Genomic DNA, 16,040 nt, shown 5'->3' on the forward strand with positions numbered 1-16,040 from the left:
GCGGTTTAGCGAGTAATTCATGCCTTGTCATTCATTACGTAAAGAAAAACCGAGATATTACAATAATGTCTTAAGCAAATTTCCTTTTCCGACCTTTTTTCCATTCTTATTATAAGTTTCATTTCTTATCGGATCATATGAACCAATTCTACGATGCCCATAGTCTACCAAGTATTGAGCACCATTTGACTCGATCTCAATATATCCATTTCCACCGTTTTTAAATCTGACTGTTTCTCTGCCATTTTTTCGGGTGCTGCTAAGATTTCTATGATTCATAGCATCTCGCTGGGCTTTAGCATAACGCTCTGCATTTGGATTTTCAGGCTTTACATTCTGTTTGCCGGCGTCCATCATAGTAGTTGCCGCTTTGCCCAAAGCATAAGAAGTAACGGCTTTTTGGGCAACATTCATCCCTCTTCTATCATTTGTTCCCTGTTTATGAAGCGATTGTTGTGATTCCGATACTGCATACGTATTGTTTACGGAATACTTAGAATTAGGTTTTTTCCATATTTCCGGATTCTTTCTTCGTGTTCTTAAACATTTAAAACATAAGATGATGTCCATGATAAATGCAATTACAATCAGAATCATTCCTAACGGCGGAAATACAAACAAAAGTACACATCCAACAATAAGAACAATGACAAATTTATAAGCGTCTTTTTTCTCTTTTTCGATTACAGATTTTTTATAAGCTTCAATTTCTTCATAAGTCATATCAGTACCCATAGATATATTCTCATTAAAACTTTATGTTCAGCGTTTATTTATCAATGCTTGCTGATAAATCCCCATCAATCCATAATAGTTCAATAGATCTGGCCAATGATTTCCCGGATGATAAAAGTCTAAAAATAGACGTTCCTTGCCGAATATTTCTTTGTAGTAATACCAATTCTCATTCTTTTCATTATCATTATCCAGTCCAAAAACAATATTGTCTAATGTACGGAAACAATTGCCACAAATGACAAGATCCGGATCTATAAGCATGAATTCTTTTTTGATTTCAAGCATATCCTCATAGGCGTAGGCTTCTAGCTCATCATTATCAGATTCACTTTTCCCATTACTCTTCTTGATATTAAGAATAGCTATACGTTGAAGAATATACTTTAAATCTTCTTCTGATTTTTGCGTGTTGTACTGACAGATGCTTTGACTTGTAGTATGAAGTACCCCATACGTCCAAAGTGCAATCCTTCTCCATATTTTGTAATTTAAACACTCACCGCTGGCAACCCAGTCAGTAAGTGACCAATCCCCATCATTATTGTTACTATAGGCTTCCTTTAGTACAAATAATATCCTCGGCTTTTGTTTGTTCCAAACAAGAGGATTTACAATACCATCCGAAATGAATACATTATCCTTGTGATTTATTTCAAATCCTTTGACAGTTCTAGGAGCTTTGTTTTTCCATATTTCAAACAATGTCTGAAGATCTTTACATTCATCAATATTATTAGTCATTTTCTATTTTTGCCTCTCATTAACATTGGCGTACTGAGGTTAAGCAAAACTGAGGAAATTGGCACACTAAGATCTTAAAATATCAATCCTCTTCCGCTGCCTCATACGCTGAATCGTAATCCAGTCCCTCGGCATCCATATACTCTTCGGCCAGATTCTCCATATAGTCCTGTCTTCTCTTTGTTTTTGAAGAGCTCTTCCGGGTTCCGGGATAGACATAGGAGTATGTATATACAGATCGATCATGCTCTCTTAACCATTTAACATCTGCCGTCGGTTTATACTCTTCTGTTTCTTCAACTGATGGAACAGGTTCACTAAGTTTATCGGTCACCGCACTGATTTCATAACTTTTGATGGATTCAGTTTCTTCGAGACTAATGTCTACACTTGTTGCCGCGATCCTTTCCCGCTCTTTTTGTCTACGAATCTCCACCATTTCCTTTTCTCTTTGAATCTGTTCTTCCTTTTGATGGTTCCGACTAACTAAAAAATTATTGTATATAAGAATGATGGTGATCAAGATCACTAAGGCACGCAGCCTTCTAAGGATGTCTTCTCTATTAAATTTCTTATCCATATTTTTAAACCCTTAACATATAGCCTCGATAATGCTTACGATCAGCACCACAGGCATGATCATTAAGATCAAACATGAGAGGCAGCCACCGGAATTATGGTGCATATTATCAAGCATAAATAAATCAAATAACTCATCATCGTCATCCATATAAATACCTGCCTATTCTAAATATCGACTTATCTCTTGCTTCGATATATTAATTCTACTCGTACTCAAAACAAAAAAATGAACATCTATAACAAGTTTATAATCATTTAATAATTGAAAAAAAGCCGTCAGTAACCGGTGATGTCCGGTTCTAACGGCTTGTATTGTCAACCTATATTCACGATATTTGCCCCAAACGGACAAAGACACAGCTTTGCGATCTTAAAGAACTGAAGACCAAATGGAATTCCGATGATAGTGACGCATAGTAAACAACCAATCAGGAAATTCCCCAAAGCAAGTTCAAAGCCTGATAAGAAGAACCAAAGAACATTTAGAAGAAACGAACCTGCGCCTCCTTCATTTATTATCTCTTTACCAAACGGACAAAGCGATAATGCCGACAGCTTGAAGCATTGCATCCCTACCGGTATTCCGATGATCGTAATGCACCAAAGAATTCCTGCCAGCCACCAGCCGATGGCACTCAGAAGGCCACCACATATAAGCCATATAAGATTTCCCAGAAAAGTCATAATTATATCCCCTCTTCAACTTTATACTTGTCTGCCTCCAAGCAATATTCGCTCTTAAGAAATGGATAGTACTCCTCTGCGGCCACTATTCTGGAGCCTTTCTGTTTATTACACTTCTTGCATAGCGGAAGTAGATTTCTTTCATCATCTGCTCCACCTCTGTATTTTGGCACGTAGTGTTCTATCGTTGTCTTCTCTAGCGAAAGAGTCCTTCCGCAACGAGCACAAACTCCATCCGTTTTACCTAGAAGAATACGTTTAATATCAATTTTCTTTTGCTTCAGGCCCCTCATACATCCCCAACCTCATTATAATTGATCGGTCTTAAGCACATACCGTCATAAACCATGAGGATCCACTAGGAATACGATGCAGGTATATATATCGTTGCTGGTTATTGACGATCAACTTGCATTGATACACCAAATCCGAGGAAGTGACGAAAACTCCATCTGGCATCGTTCTTGTCTCCTGGCCGGACAAATCTTTGTATCCTCTAATGGTATATTCTGTTCTTTCACCGTCATCATTAGTAAATCTAAGTCTTATCGGTATTATTGTACCATCCGTATTATGTTGTAGTATTACATCTACAGGGAATCGCTTACTCATTTCAATCCTTTCATATCAAACAACTGTTCTTTGATTGAATTATACTCTGAGTCTAATGGAATTTCAAGTTTTTTAAGAATAAATGTTCTTGCAAAAGCATAGGTTTATTAAAACTCTTCCCAACAATGCGTCCACCAGCACAGCAAAGATGATTTTAGTCTCATCTCTCTTTCGTATTTGTATTCGGATAATCTTTTGTGTCTTCAGGGGAATTCCATCTAAAAACTGTATCTTCTTTTGTTCCGATCCATAACTCGCCTTCATATGACCATGGTTCATGATTTATCCAAATCCAGCATTTATATAAAATCTCCTCGTAACCATCATAACGGTAAGCGAATTCAAGTTCCCATTCAGAATTATTTATCTTTTCAACCAGCTGCTTCAGCATAATTTCCTTACGTATTGTCTGTCCTTCTGAGTCTTCAAATATGTTGAGATAAACGCCTCTCTTTGGATCTATAGTGAATTCAACCTCCGCCATTCCTGTATTAGGCCAGTTATCTGAATAATCAATGTTAAATAAACCATCCGGCAATTTGAATATCAATCGTTCATTTATCAGTTCAATAGATGTTGACCGACAATCATGAAGACTGAATTTTTCTTTATCAGTGCTTGAAAACTCGTACTGCATCCGTTTTCCTCTTCTCAAAATCATCTCTCTTCTATAGGCATCTAACCATGGTGCCAACTCGTGATAATTCTCATTTCTCTTTCACCACAAATCCGGATTTTACTTCACCATCTCCTCATAAATCTGCGCCACCACACTGCCAATGTTGCTGCTTCCTATGTATCCAAATGGTATATTCTTCTCCCTCACGATAGCAATGAACTTTTTATAGCTTATGTGGTTAATGTAATCCGTAAAGAAATAAACCTTCTCCTTACCTTCCAGCATCCTGCTGTTTACGGTTTTATATTCATCCAGGTGGACGATGAGCCATTCCGGGAACAGCTGCTTAAGCTTGTTCTGCCAGTTCACATGTCCTCCGATGATGACGATCTTCTTATCCGCGATTGCCTTCTCCATATCCGGGAGCTTGTCTTCCTCTACATCATCATTCTCATGCTCAGAGTTATAGGCATACTCCCGGAGCGCGATCAGCTCATCACGTTCAGCCTCATATTTCTTTACAAGCCCCTCGGTCTCCTCAGAAGAATGCTTAGCGCTTCTGTACATCTCCCGGAGGTACTTATTCTCCTGCTCTTTTTCATTGAGCTTCTTCCGGAGCTCGGCGATCTCGGCAAGGTAATCCTCCGCCGTCACATCACCCTTACTTACCGGAGCCACATTTGTCACCGGCTTCTTCTCCGGCTTCCTGTTCTTGACATTAACAGTCATGTTCGCAGGATTAAACAGGGCATCCTCAATGTCCAGCTCGTCGATCTCATCACCTATAAGATACCCTACATCGTAATTCAGGCAGTCAGCCGTATCGGCCAATGCAGCTGCAAGATCATAGATATTGGTGTAGAACTGCACTTCCTCAAAGGTAAACTCCTTCTTGGGCTTCCAGGTCCTGAGCATTGCCAGGGTCCGGATCATTTGCATTTTGACACCCATGTCATTTTCAAGACAGAGCCTCGGATAGACATCTACATAACCATGCTGCCTCATACATAAGCCAATGAAATCAATAGTATCCAGATAGTTTTTGATCTTTTTTCTGCGTGGAATGTTTTTCTTTTTTAACTCCTCAACCCACTCATTAATCTGCTCGGTACATTCATCGAAAAGCCCTTCTTCAAATTGCAGGAATTCTGTTTCTTCATCCTCCATGGCAAGGAATTCTTCTCTGTCATTATTAAGGAGCTTATAAATGAAAGAACAATTCTCGTGAAGCTCAATGCCTAAGAACTGACACATTGCCACTATCCGGCCCATTGTTGGATATGAATCTCCGATTATTTCATCCTCGGAAAGTGAAAGGATTTCCTGAGCATTGATGGTCCTGAATCGTTTCAGCTGGTTATACTCCTTTTTGTGGTAAACCTTATAGAGGTTCTTGATGAGCTCAATGCAGTATTCGTCCCCAAGCTTAGCACCATTATATATAAGGCATAGAATACTGTTCTGTATCGCATCTAGTGGTTTGTGTGTCCTGAATGACATTGCCCCGTACCAGCCAGCCTTCCGGAACTCCTCCAGCTTACTCCTGCAATTCTTTAGGAAATCCTGCTCGATAAGGGCAAAATCACAGGACATTTCAGGAGTGATAAAACCCATCAGAAATTCAAAGCCAACACCTGTGGTATCCGGTGCAACCACATTGCCGCTCTGCCGGTTCATCAGGTCCTGTAACATGATGCCTGCTATCTTTCTTTTATGTTTAATGTCTTCGGGATCAATGTTGTCAATGAAATCGTCTTTAAACTGATCCTGGAAGAATTGGTTGTTGAATGGTGGTTTCATAGGTTAATGCTTCCTTTATCCTATCTGTTCATATATATCATTCTATACCTATAGCTTTTAACACTTTTTCCTTCTCTCCGCTGCCATTTGTATTAAGTCTCAAAAGCCCGATACCAGATACTTCCAGGATATGATCTTTCAACTTATCTCTTACGTGCTGCACGGTTCCTTCCTTATGGAATGAATAACCGTCTATTTCTATAGCTACAACCGGCTGTTTATTAACCTTGTTATAGATCATGAAATCGACATGAGTAGCAGGATTCATGAGATAACGAACTTCTTTATCAGTAAGTCCGCTCATATCTCTCACAATCATTGATAGCGGTTCAAAGCAGACAACAGAATATTCCTTGTGGTCTTTGATAAGATCTAAGATAAAGTTATATGCTCTATTTTCAGAATAATACTCAGAAATCCGCTTTTTATCTTTCAGATACTTCCATCGCTGCTCCTTATACTGAGAATACAGGAAATCAAATATTGAATATACCTTACTGTCTACAACCTCCATCTTGTTGTACTGAATGTATGATATAAGATCAAAGATGTTTCCCTTTTTATCTTGTTCATTACCAGAAATCACAACTATCAGTCTTTTCTTAGCTCTGGAAACTGCAACATTTAGCAAGTAAGGGTCATCTGTGAAATCATTTATCTGGTTATCCACAGTTGAAAGAATGATCACATCCTTCTCACGTCCCTGAAATTTATGAACTGTAGCCACATCTATTTCCGGAATCTGCCGTTTTATGGCATTAACCTGAGCATTGTAAGGTGTAATAATTCCTATTTCATCATTCGGAACATCCAGTGTTGGTAATATTTCTTCTTTTATAACGTCTATCTGTCTCTGATTATAATTATCCCTTGCATGATTGCCTACAACAGTTTTAATAGCCATCAGAGCCTTGCCGAGATTATCGTCTTCTGTCATCACAATAAGATCTCCATCATAAAACTTCTGATTGCAGAATGAGATAATCTGAGGATGACATCTGTAATGTTCTCTTAAAAGGACAGACGGAATATTCGGTATTGCAGATATAACAGATTGAAGGAAACTGTTACATGCAAAATCGTAAGCTTTAGGAATATTGTATTTTGCCATGATTTGTTCAGCAACTTTTCGAACATCAGATTTTATGACATTTGGAAGCTGCTTCAAATCTCCGACTATAACTGCATTTTTAGCACATGAAAGAGCCAATGCTCCTGTAGCCAAATCTACTTGAGAAGCCTCATCCATGATTACATAGTCATACTGAACATCTTTAACATTCAAACTGTTTCTTGCGGAATATGTAGTACTTAGGATGATTGGATACTCTTGCATAACCAGAGACGGTGATTTGAATAAATCATCTTTCGTAAAGATACTTCTCAGACATTTCCAATTGTAACGTTCTTCTATTGCGGATTTCAGACATTTAAGAGACTTTTCTCCCAGCTGTTTCTCAAAATCTCCTTTATTATCATCTAAATCCTTTTCGAAATTTTCTATTTTATTATCAATTTCCTTCAGTGATTGTTGATAATACATTCCCTGAAGAACCGAAATGATTTTCGAGATGTCTTGTTTATAAAAATCCCAATTTGCTATGCCATACAGAAAGATACTCTTTAGCTTGAACAAAATTGACATTTTCTTTGATTCGTCAGTTCTTCTCTGTAATTCCTGCCATAAATGCATTATCTTCTCCGACGAGAGATTATCACGTATTTTTACGGTTTTATAGAGAGCTCCCGTCTCATCAGCAAATTCATCAAAATGTTTAGCTTCAAGCTCAACATTGTAACGTTTTTCTTTAAGCCTGGCCAGTGTCTCTTTAATCCCATACACCATTTCTAACTTGCTTGATATTTCTGATATTTCCTGCAAGATGGCCGAAGAATTTATTTCACTCTTCCATAATGAAAGATCGGGATATACGCCATTCTGATTTTCTATGAACATTTCTTTATTTGCTACACTCCCTAAAGGAGCAACTAGAAAATCCATGCCATATTTCGTCTTTGACAGTTTTTCCAAAACATTTTTTATAGCTGAATTGTTATTTGAAACGACAAGTACTGATTTTCTCTTAATTATTAGGTTTGAAATGATATTTAAGATTGTTTGTGTTTTTCCGGTTCCCGGAGGTCCCTGTATAACACTGATCTGATTCTCTAGGGCATTTCTAACAGCATCATATTGGCTTTGATTACATCCAAATGGAAATATCAGATTTTCTTCACATCGATGAATTGGTTCATTATTTGGATTGAGATATAGGCTTAAAACCGTTTCATCCGACACAAATCCTATGTTTTCAAAATACTTCTTTAAGATAACTTCCTCGTCTTTATATTCATCTGGAAGTTTACAAAGACCAGATATTTCTCTAAGGTAATCAAATGTGCTACCTGACTTTTTATCTGTCAGACAGTTGTTCTGTATTATTAAATCGTCCTTCTTATAGTTATGTACGAAATTAGCGAATATTATATGCCAGTACTTACTATAAGGTCCTGTAAATTCATAAATCTGTTTAATATCATAAAGATATTTACCATTTTGGGTTTCTATAATGTAATTTTTAGGATCAAGTTTGATTGGATTCTCCATGAAAATAACGTTACCCGCAGAATACGGGTAACATTTTCCATTTTTATAGACGATGTCATAGCTGTTTGTAGATGCATTATAAGTGCAAGTCTCGACATCATCTGTACATATATGTCCTTTGGCTATAACCATGTATCTTGTAGAATCCATAACTATCTATTTATTGTACTTTGAAACTATTTGTCGGACTTAGTATACCATCCATTTCTATTGCGGCTTTCTTTATTTGAAGCATACTTTCCAGATATTCCAAACCTTGAAATGGCCGAACTCACAATGTCTCTGATATCAGATTTCTCACCAATAACCCATAATCTTCCGCCAGAATCACGATTATCGATAACTTCAAGACCTTTATCTTCAAAGAATTTTCTTACCGCACTATCTTCGTGATTGGTGACACTCTTTGGAGCAGAATGCTTTGGTAAAGTTTTTGATAAAACGTTTATATTTGGAGTCGAGTCCCCATTAGATACAGGTTCTTTATCATCGGTTGTTTTATCATCATCTTTCTTTCGAGGCTTCTTCTCATAATCCTTTACATCGATGACTTCTGGATAAACATACAGATCATCAAGAGCCCTTGTATAGGCAATGTATTTCTGATTTCTCGTCATACGTCCGGACAGTACTATAACAGAGCTAAACTCAAGACCCTTAGCGTCATCAATGTTTATGATATTCCATCTTGTACGATGAATGCTAAAGTCTTCATCCGTCATATCATGGAATTTCTGCTCATAAACAGAAAATTCTCCCAGAAGATATCTTGCTTCTGCATCACTTCCCACAAGGATAGCCGCAAGTCCAGCTCTTTGATCGTCCATAAGTTGATCTATCATTCCTAATCGGAATTCATCAAAGTCATGCATTTCATGAACACCCTTTCCTGGGGTGTTGATCGCATTCATATCCATGCCAAACTGGTTATTGCAATACTCGGTGATCTGAGAGGCATTTCTATAGTTTTCATTCATCTCATACATATCGAAATCTATAACATCACGATATGCATCCCAGCTGTCTATACCTTTTGTTCCTTCAATATGCTGATAAATATCTCCATAGAGGTTAAATACAACATTTTCACCATTTATATTTTTTAGCAATCTGATTTCCTCAGGAGCAATTCCCTGAGATTCGTCAATTGCCAGAAGATATTCTTTTTTAAGGATTGGTGCTCCCATGAAATGATAAAGTGCTTGAAGATATATGTATGGTGAACATCTAAGAGCTCTGATACTTCCATCTTCATTTGGTTTGACACCGATTTTTTCCATTATGGTCTTGTATGCGTTTCTAACCCCGTTGCCAAGTTCATTTACCAAGTTATCGTTTTCTTCTTTGATTTTACTGTAGTATTCGTACTCCAGATATTTTGCATTCAATCCCTGAAGGACTATGATAGCTTTTTGAGCGTTATCGATAGCTCTACTAAACGGCTCTACATAAGTAAAATACTTATCTTCGATTTTGGAAATCTCCCATGACACCATATAGAATCCGCCAATGAGCATACCAATGTTGTTTATTGCATTGTAAATATCACTAATGGTATTCTGACTCAACTCATCCTTTAAATCTTTTATTGGAGATATTACTGAGGTTAGCTTTAAACTCACATTGTTTAAAGAATCAAAATATTTTGTATCATTCTCTACTGTTATTTTTCGTTCAGTAAGATCCAGAATATTCTTTCTCGCATTTTCTATAGTGATTTTTCGGTTTTTTATAGCAATCTCATTGTCTTTCTCATTAAGTTTCTCAATTTCTTTTTGTGCTTGTAATATTTCATCTTCACTTGCAGAGATTGCTTTTGATAATTCTCGGATAACTCCATCCTTGCGATAACGAAGTGCAACATCCAAAAGTTTAAGAGCCTCGAGTGCATCCTTTATACCATTGAAATATATTCTTAAAGACTCGTTATTGGCTGATAATATTGATTGTAGCTTTGAAGATCTTTTATTGATTTTTTGAATATAAGTGGTTCCTAAAGTTTGTTCTTTTTCTTGTAGGTTCAAATCTGTATATGCCTTTTCAAGAGAAACTCCCTCTTTATCTAAGTGATCACTAAAATAACGTTTGATGTCATTAATACATTCCTCTGAATATACATAGGCTTCATTATCACTGCTAATCTTACTTGTATAATTGATTCTTCCATACTCACCGGCTTTATGGCCCAAGTATTTTTCAATACAAACATCATAATATTGCTCAAGTGTACCCATATTTATATCAGAGATCTCAAGCTGATCGCGCATGTTTTCAGTTAATTGGATATACATCTGAGAAGGTGTGATTATATAAAGACCTTTACGGCTAATGCTGGTTTGATTATCATATAAAAGAATCGGCAGTCTATGCATCATAATCATAGATTTCCCTGATCCGGCACATCCCTGAACTATCATATTCCTTTTATATGGTGCCTGTATAATCTCGCCCTGTTTCTTTTGGATTGAGAAAACAATATTTTTAAACTCCGGCGAAGATCTTCTTTCAAGAAGCTCCTGAAGAAATTCATCTGATATGATCTTGGCAGCACTTTCAGGATCATATTCATCAGGATTGAAACGATTTATCATTTCATCCAAAAATTCTTCACTAAAGAAATCTTTACCCTTCATCATCTTCAGTTCTTCATCGTTGAAGATACCTGGATACAGATTCATAGCTTTAACAACATGGGTAAATCTTAGCTTTACTGAATTTTTAACCAATAATGTATAATGAGTATGGTATACTTTACCTAGGCTTTCTTTAACAATACTTTCATACTCAGTTGAAGCATTATCTAAAAGATAATGTCTACATAATGGCATCGTCCAAGACACTACACATGGATCGCTATTTATACTGCAAGAATGGAGACCTATTTTGAGTTCTTCTATGTCTGTGCCATAATAGTCTGATTCACCACGTAAAAGTAAGCGTGTATGATATAATTCATCTCGCGCCTGAAGAAATTTTTTTCTATTTTCCTCGGTATCTTTTTTTCCATTTTGCGCTAAAAGTTTAGCAAGGTATTCATCAGGATTTACTGATATATCCGCATTCTTTGCCTCTGCGACATATTTTTTCATCCTGTCATCCAAGTCTTTTAAAACATTGTTCATTTTGGAAATCAAAGCATCGAGCACTTTTTGTTCTTCTTTATTAAAATCCTCAAGATGATCATTCAAATTCAAATCAAGTTACCTACCTTTAAAGTTCTAAGAATGCTTGAGCAGATCTGGCGGTATGTGAACCCGTAAATCTGACGCAAGGGAAATATTCTGTATCGAGTATTTCACCTTCTGAAATAAAATCTGCGGCATATAATGGCTGACCAAACCATAATGTTTTTTTATCAATCAATGTTACCGGATTTGTTACATACTCATGATTCTTGATATATACCTGCAACCCTTTAGGCAAATCTATATCCTCCGGAATTCGAATACATATCTCCACGTCTTCGCTCTTTTTCTGCACCAAAACTTGGATCAATTCTTTTATAGCTTTATCGTTTTCACCTATTACATCAGGCATATCTATGTGAATCTTTTTCTGAGCATTTTTCAAGTCTTCAATATATTTTTTCCAGCTTGACTCCCTGTCTTCTATATATACACTAGGCTCTTCATTATCAGACGGCATCATCTCATCCAATATCTCAAAACCGCCTGTAATATGTTTTTGTTTCTCAATGAGCGACATAGCTTTGGAAAACATTAGCTTTTTGGAAATGTGTTTTCGGCTTAAGTAATCATTATTAGCTACCAGGATGAATTTACCCTTGGATCTAGTCATTGCAACATTGAAAAGTCTATTTGCCGTATCGTTTTTCAAAGATGTTAATAAAATTCCCGGGAATGGCATTCTGAAACAATCTACTGCATCGTAGATTATTACAGGCTTCTCAGATCCCTGGAACTGATGTACAGTTGCACAAGTTACTTTCAGCCATCTTTCATCTATTTCCTGCATATCACGGATCATCGATAAAATCAAACGTGATTGAGCACTGTATGGAGTTATGATTCCTACTTCATACTTTGAGATATTCCTTTCTGCTATTCTCATGCACATTAACGCAGATAATATATTAATCCTGGATCCATCCATGGTCCTGGTACACACGGAATACATGCCGCTTAAATCCACCATGGACATAGCTGACCCTGGAGATGGTAAACATTCTGCTATTTCTGCTCTGCTTTCAGTTATCTTATCTGATGTTTTAAGAAGACCCTGATACATATTTATACTTACAAAATCCGCTATATCATGATGCATACGGAATTGGGTGTCCAACATTACTAACCATTCATGATTTTGATTATTCTGTACAGCAGATGTTATCCCGGTATGATCAAAAATATCATTCATTAGTCTATCATTCGCTGGATTTTGAACTATAGCTGGCAACTGACAGAAATCACCCAAACATACAAAATAATCCTTTGCAAGACCGGCTGAGAAAATAATCTGCGGTACATACGCCATGCTGGCCTCATCAAATATGACAACATCAAACTTTTGAGAATATATGGCTTTATCTACTATGGCCTTTGATACAGTTGTAGCAACAAAATCAGAGCTCTGGATCAACATCATTTCTTCTAGTAGCAGCTGATCTCGTATTTTATTAATCTTCTTATTTATTTCTACTTTCTCTAATGTTTTTCCTTTTATTTTTTTCTTTTGAGCAATAAGGTCCTCATATTCTTTTGCACGAACCGAATCCTTATATAAAACATATTGGTAAGACGTAAGAGTTTTACTATCTAAAAGCTCTTTCACTCGTGGGTATCCATAACGGATTATCCTTCCGTCTCTTATATCTGTTATTTTTGCTATTCGTAATAAAGCTCCATCTACAGAAACATTACTGTAAGAAAGCATTAGGACCCTTCTTCCACGCTCAATATGTTCCAATGCTATTCTTGCAAGGGTCTCAGTCTTACCGGTTCCGGGTGGTCCCCAGATAAATGTTATCCTTTCTGAAGTAGCTCTGTTAAGCGCATAATTTTGACCAGATCTAATTCTCTGTCCCAAAGATATCTGCGATTTACCATTACATGCTATTTCATAAGCAAGAGAATTTTCATCAGGATCCATCTCATCCATGCGTTCCATCAATGATTCAAGCAACTGCCATTGATCAGCAGTAAACTCAACAATTTCAATAGTTTCACCAAGATATTCCTTGGTTCTTAATACGATACTAAAGTCTTCACATGAAATAATATATCCCAGGATTATTTTTTCTGGGAACCATAATTTAATGCCTGTTCCATCAGGAAAATGCAGATCAGTATCAGTATCAAATGCATAAAGGTACTCGTCATTTTTTGTAGAAATTCTTTCACCGTCAACGATCCTGTATTTCTTTCCACCGGTTGCTTTTAGATAATTGATTTCACTTAAGATGGCTGCTTTGTAGGTGTTTTTAAACCATTCAAACGAAGCACCCACACCATGTGAGCGCATGGTTTCGTGTATTTCTTCATCTTCAAGTTCAAGTATCCCCGCAAATGCATCCGGAAATAAGTATTTTCTTATCTCACCATGATGATCTACGGCCATGATTCCGTCTTTTATGTATTCTATTCTACCGGTAGAAAATGTTGTTGTATTTCTTACCTGCATTCCTATAAGCTTTTTTGCATCTATATTTGACTGGTTATCTATCATAAAATCTAAAATCAAAATCCAAAAATAAACTTAACAATACGTTCAGAAGCTGCTTCGGTAGCCGTAATTATATCTTCCTTCTTCCAATAAGGCTTATTAACATTTTTATAGTCAGCTACTAATGTAGACGCAATTGGATATTTACTATCAATATACCCAGTTCTATTACCAAGTCTTGTGGATATTTTAGTTCTGAACCATTCATTGCCGATGGATCTGTTTATTTTTTCTTCAAGCAGGATCTTGTTTCCAAGCTTATTTACAATGTTTCTGAACTCTTCTTCGCTCTCAATATCCGCATCTTTTCGGATCTCAGAAAGATTCTTCCCACTATATGGCATTATGTGTTCGATATCATACTTTGCGCCGATGCTGAAATCTAATCCCTTCTCTTTTGCAAACAGGAATTCATTAAGATATACCAGCATATGCTTGTCATAATCTTTTATTGCCGCCTTAATAGCGTCTCTGCTCCATTTCTCGCTGATATGCTTGTCAAAGTCAGCTTTTATTTCTTCGACGCTGATGGTCGGATCTACAAATTTAACCTCTTCACCAAAAAGGAATGTTTTGAAATTGCTGCTGGAATATCCTATATCAACAACCTCCATAATGGTAAACAGTCTCAAAACACTTTCCAGAATTGTCTTCACAGATTCTTCTGTAACATCTTCCTCTTTGAATCGATAGAAAAAGCTTGCCAGGAACAGCTTCGTATTTTCATTAAACTTGAATAGCACCTGTGCGATTGGATAGTTTGATATTTTCAGCCATATCTTTGAGAGATTTATCATCCCCTCACACAGTTCTATAGGATGATTCAACAGATCCTTATTAATCTCTGTAAAATATCTTCTTAAACCAGGCGTAGTAACATTGATAGATCCGGTATCACTTACGGTCTCCTTCTTAACCGTCCTGACATAATACATCTGCTGCATAAGGATGGAATCAATATTAGCAATCCCCGCTTCTTTCAATTCTTCGATTGTATCAAGAAGCTCTTTCCATAATACTTTAAACTTATCAACAGATCCCTGTTTCTCAGCCTCCGCATATAGCTGAGCAGATATAATATCCGCATCATAAAGAGGAAGTCCATCTGAATTCAATGAATTGAACATTGTAATGGCCTGCTCAACCTGCCAGCTCTTGATTTCAATTACTTCACAACTGTCGGTAACAGCCTTTGCCATTTTATTCAATTCGGATTCAGATAACGAATCTATCATCTCGTAGAAATACTTGAAGTTCCGGAAGAAATTCGTATATCTATTGTCCTTCTGTTTTCTCGGTATTTTTATAACCTTGGATTCTGCTTCTACATAATCCACAGATTGCAGAATAGTATTAAGCTCGGTCTTGTAATGCTCATTTATAGAATAGTTTTCAAGAATAGAAATGCCACTGCATATCTCAGTATCGCGTTTGATATCCGGCTTATCAGGAATATCTTCCGTCTCAGCCTTGTAAAGGATTCCCATTATTCTTCTTCGACGTTCCTTCAAACCTCTGCAAAGATTTTCAGAATCCTCATCTCCTTCGGTCTTACCTATAGCCACATTAATCCTAACAAGCAATGCCTTCAGAAGGAGAAGAAATGTTGTGGTTCTCTGCTGTCCATCGATCAGACCGAACTTAGTATCATTGTCCTGACAGTTGATAATTATGGTTCCAAAGAAATATCTATCCTTGCTGTCACTCGCAATAAAGTCCTCTATGTCCTGCCATAATTTATCACAATGATCAGTACCCCATGAATACGGACGCTGGTATTCCGGGATTATAAAAACTGTATCATCCTCTAACTGCAGATAGTCGCCTATCTTTCTGAGTTTCGGTTCAATGTTCTTTGCCATTTCACTTCTCCTTTATAAATTATTTTAAGGATTATTGCTCTTCCAGATAAGCAATCCCTTTACCATGTGCTTTTGCATATTCGATCTCAGATCTCGTACTCTCTCTGATATA

General features: G+C 36.8%; 12 protein-coding genes. All 12 read right to left on the minus strand.

What is annotated here, in order from left to right:
• Window positions 1-57 precede the first annotated feature (57 nt).
• The gene (locus BLV86_RS05580; RefSeq protein ID WP_090815488.1) at window positions 58-735 is read right to left on the minus strand and encodes a hypothetical protein; all 678 of its coding nucleotides are present in this window, start codon (window positions 733-735) and stop codon (window positions 58-60) included.
• A gap of 27 nt (window positions 736-762) precedes the next feature.
• Window positions 763-1,479, minus strand: coding sequence for a hypothetical protein (locus BLV86_RS05585; RefSeq protein WP_090815490.1), 717 nt, complete (start codon window positions 1,477-1,479; stop codon window positions 763-765).
• Between the two features lie 82 nt (window positions 1,480-1,561).
• Window positions 1,562-2,059: a hypothetical protein gene (locus tag BLV86_RS05590; protein WP_139297883.1), complete on the minus strand. Its 498-nt coding sequence runs from the start codon at window positions 2,057-2,059 to the stop codon at window positions 1,562-1,564.
• 12 nt (window positions 2,060-2,071) lie between these two features.
• Window positions 2,072-2,209, minus strand: a complete 138-nt coding sequence (locus BLV86_RS17745; RefSeq protein WP_175456448.1) for a hypothetical protein — start codon at window positions 2,207-2,209, stop codon at window positions 2,072-2,074.
• Window positions 2,210-2,376: 167 nt separating this feature from the next.
• Window positions 2,377-2,745 carry a YccF domain-containing protein gene (locus BLV86_RS05595; protein ID WP_090815494.1) on the minus strand — a complete coding sequence of 123 codons (369 nt, stop codon included), beginning with the start codon at window positions 2,743-2,745 and terminating at the stop codon, window positions 2,377-2,379.
• Between the two features lie 2 nt (window positions 2,746-2,747).
• Complete coding sequence (locus BLV86_RS05600) at window positions 2,748-3,038, minus strand: HNH endonuclease (protein WP_090815496.1); 291 nt, start codon at window positions 3,036-3,038, stop codon at window positions 2,748-2,750.
• A 479-nt stretch (window positions 3,039-3,517) separates the two neighbouring features.
• Window positions 3,518-3,994 (minus strand): hypothetical protein, encoded by a 477-nt coding sequence (locus BLV86_RS05605; protein ID WP_090815498.1) that lies wholly within the window; start codon window positions 3,992-3,994, stop codon window positions 3,518-3,520.
• A 99-nt stretch (window positions 3,995-4,093) separates the two neighbouring features.
• Window positions 4,094-5,776 carry a DUF2325 domain-containing protein gene (locus BLV86_RS05610; protein ID WP_090815500.1) on the minus strand — a complete coding sequence of 561 codons (1,683 nt, stop codon included), beginning with the start codon at window positions 5,774-5,776 and terminating at the stop codon, window positions 4,094-4,096.
• A gap of 37 nt (window positions 5,777-5,813) precedes the next feature.
• Window positions 5,814-8,534 carry an AAA domain-containing protein gene (locus BLV86_RS05615; RefSeq protein WP_242873245.1) on the minus strand — a complete coding sequence of 907 codons (2,721 nt, stop codon included), beginning with the start codon at window positions 8,532-8,534 and terminating at the stop codon, window positions 5,814-5,816.
• A gap of 26 nt (window positions 8,535-8,560) precedes the next feature.
• A complete protein-coding gene (locus BLV86_RS05620) occupies window positions 8,561-11,578 on the minus strand; it encodes a helicase domain-containing protein (protein ID WP_090815502.1) in 3,018 nt (1,005 codons plus the stop codon).
• Between the two features lie 16 nt (window positions 11,579-11,594).
• Window positions 11,595-14,069 (minus strand): AAA domain-containing protein, encoded by a 2,475-nt coding sequence (locus tag BLV86_RS05625; protein ID WP_090815504.1) that lies wholly within the window; start codon window positions 14,067-14,069, stop codon window positions 11,595-11,597.
• A gap of 11 nt (window positions 14,070-14,080) precedes the next feature.
• The gene (locus BLV86_RS05630; RefSeq protein WP_090815506.1) at window positions 14,081-15,928 is read right to left on the minus strand and encodes a DUF262 domain-containing protein; all 1,848 of its coding nucleotides are present in this window, start codon (window positions 15,926-15,928) and stop codon (window positions 14,081-14,083) included.
• Window positions 15,929-16,040: the final 112 nt, after the last annotated feature.

This window comes from Oribacterium sp. KHPX15 (assembly GCF_900107835.1).
In the GTDB taxonomy this organism is placed as follows: domain Bacteria; phylum Bacillota; class Clostridia; order Lachnospirales; family Lachnospiraceae; genus Oribacterium.

Excerpts from the sequence above, each read along its gene's own strand:
- BLV86_RS05580 (WP_090815488.1), bottom strand. The coding sequence starts at position 735 with ATGGGTACTGATATGACTTATGAAGAAATTGAAGCTTATAAAAAATCT.
- BLV86_RS05585 (WP_090815490.1), bottom strand. The coding sequence starts at position 1,479 with ATGACTAATAATATTGATGAATGTAAAGATCTTCAGACATTGTTTGAA.
- BLV86_RS05590 (WP_139297883.1), bottom strand. The coding sequence starts at position 2,059 with ATGGATAAGAAATTTAATAGAGAAGACATCCTTAGAAGGCTGCGTGCC.
- BLV86_RS17745 (WP_175456448.1), bottom strand. The coding sequence starts at position 2,209 with ATGGATGACGATGATGAGTTATTTGATTTATTTATGCTTGATAATATG.
- BLV86_RS05595 (WP_090815494.1), bottom strand. The coding sequence starts at position 2,745 with ATGACTTTTCTGGGAAATCTTATATGGCTTATATGTGGTGGCCTTCTG.
- BLV86_RS05600 (WP_090815496.1), bottom strand. The coding sequence starts at position 3,038 with ATGAGGGGCCTGAAGCAAAAGAAAATTGATATTAAACGTATTCTTCTA.
- BLV86_RS05605 (WP_090815498.1), bottom strand. The coding sequence starts at position 3,994 with ATGCAGTACGAGTTTTCAAGCACTGATAAAGAAAAATTCAGTCTTCAT.
- BLV86_RS05610 (WP_090815500.1), bottom strand. The coding sequence starts at position 5,776 with ATGAAACCACCATTCAACAACCAATTCTTCCAGGATCAGTTTAAAGAC.
- BLV86_RS05615 (WP_242873245.1), bottom strand. The coding sequence starts at position 8,534 with ATGGATTCTACAAGATACATGGTTATAGCCAAAGGACATATATGTACA.
- BLV86_RS05625 (WP_090815504.1), bottom strand. The coding sequence starts at position 14,069 with ATGATAGATAACCAGTCAAATATAGATGCAAAAAAGCTTATAGGAATG.
- BLV86_RS05630 (WP_090815506.1), bottom strand. The coding sequence starts at position 15,928 with ATGGCAAAGAACATTGAACCGAAACTCAGAAAGATAGGCGACTATCTG.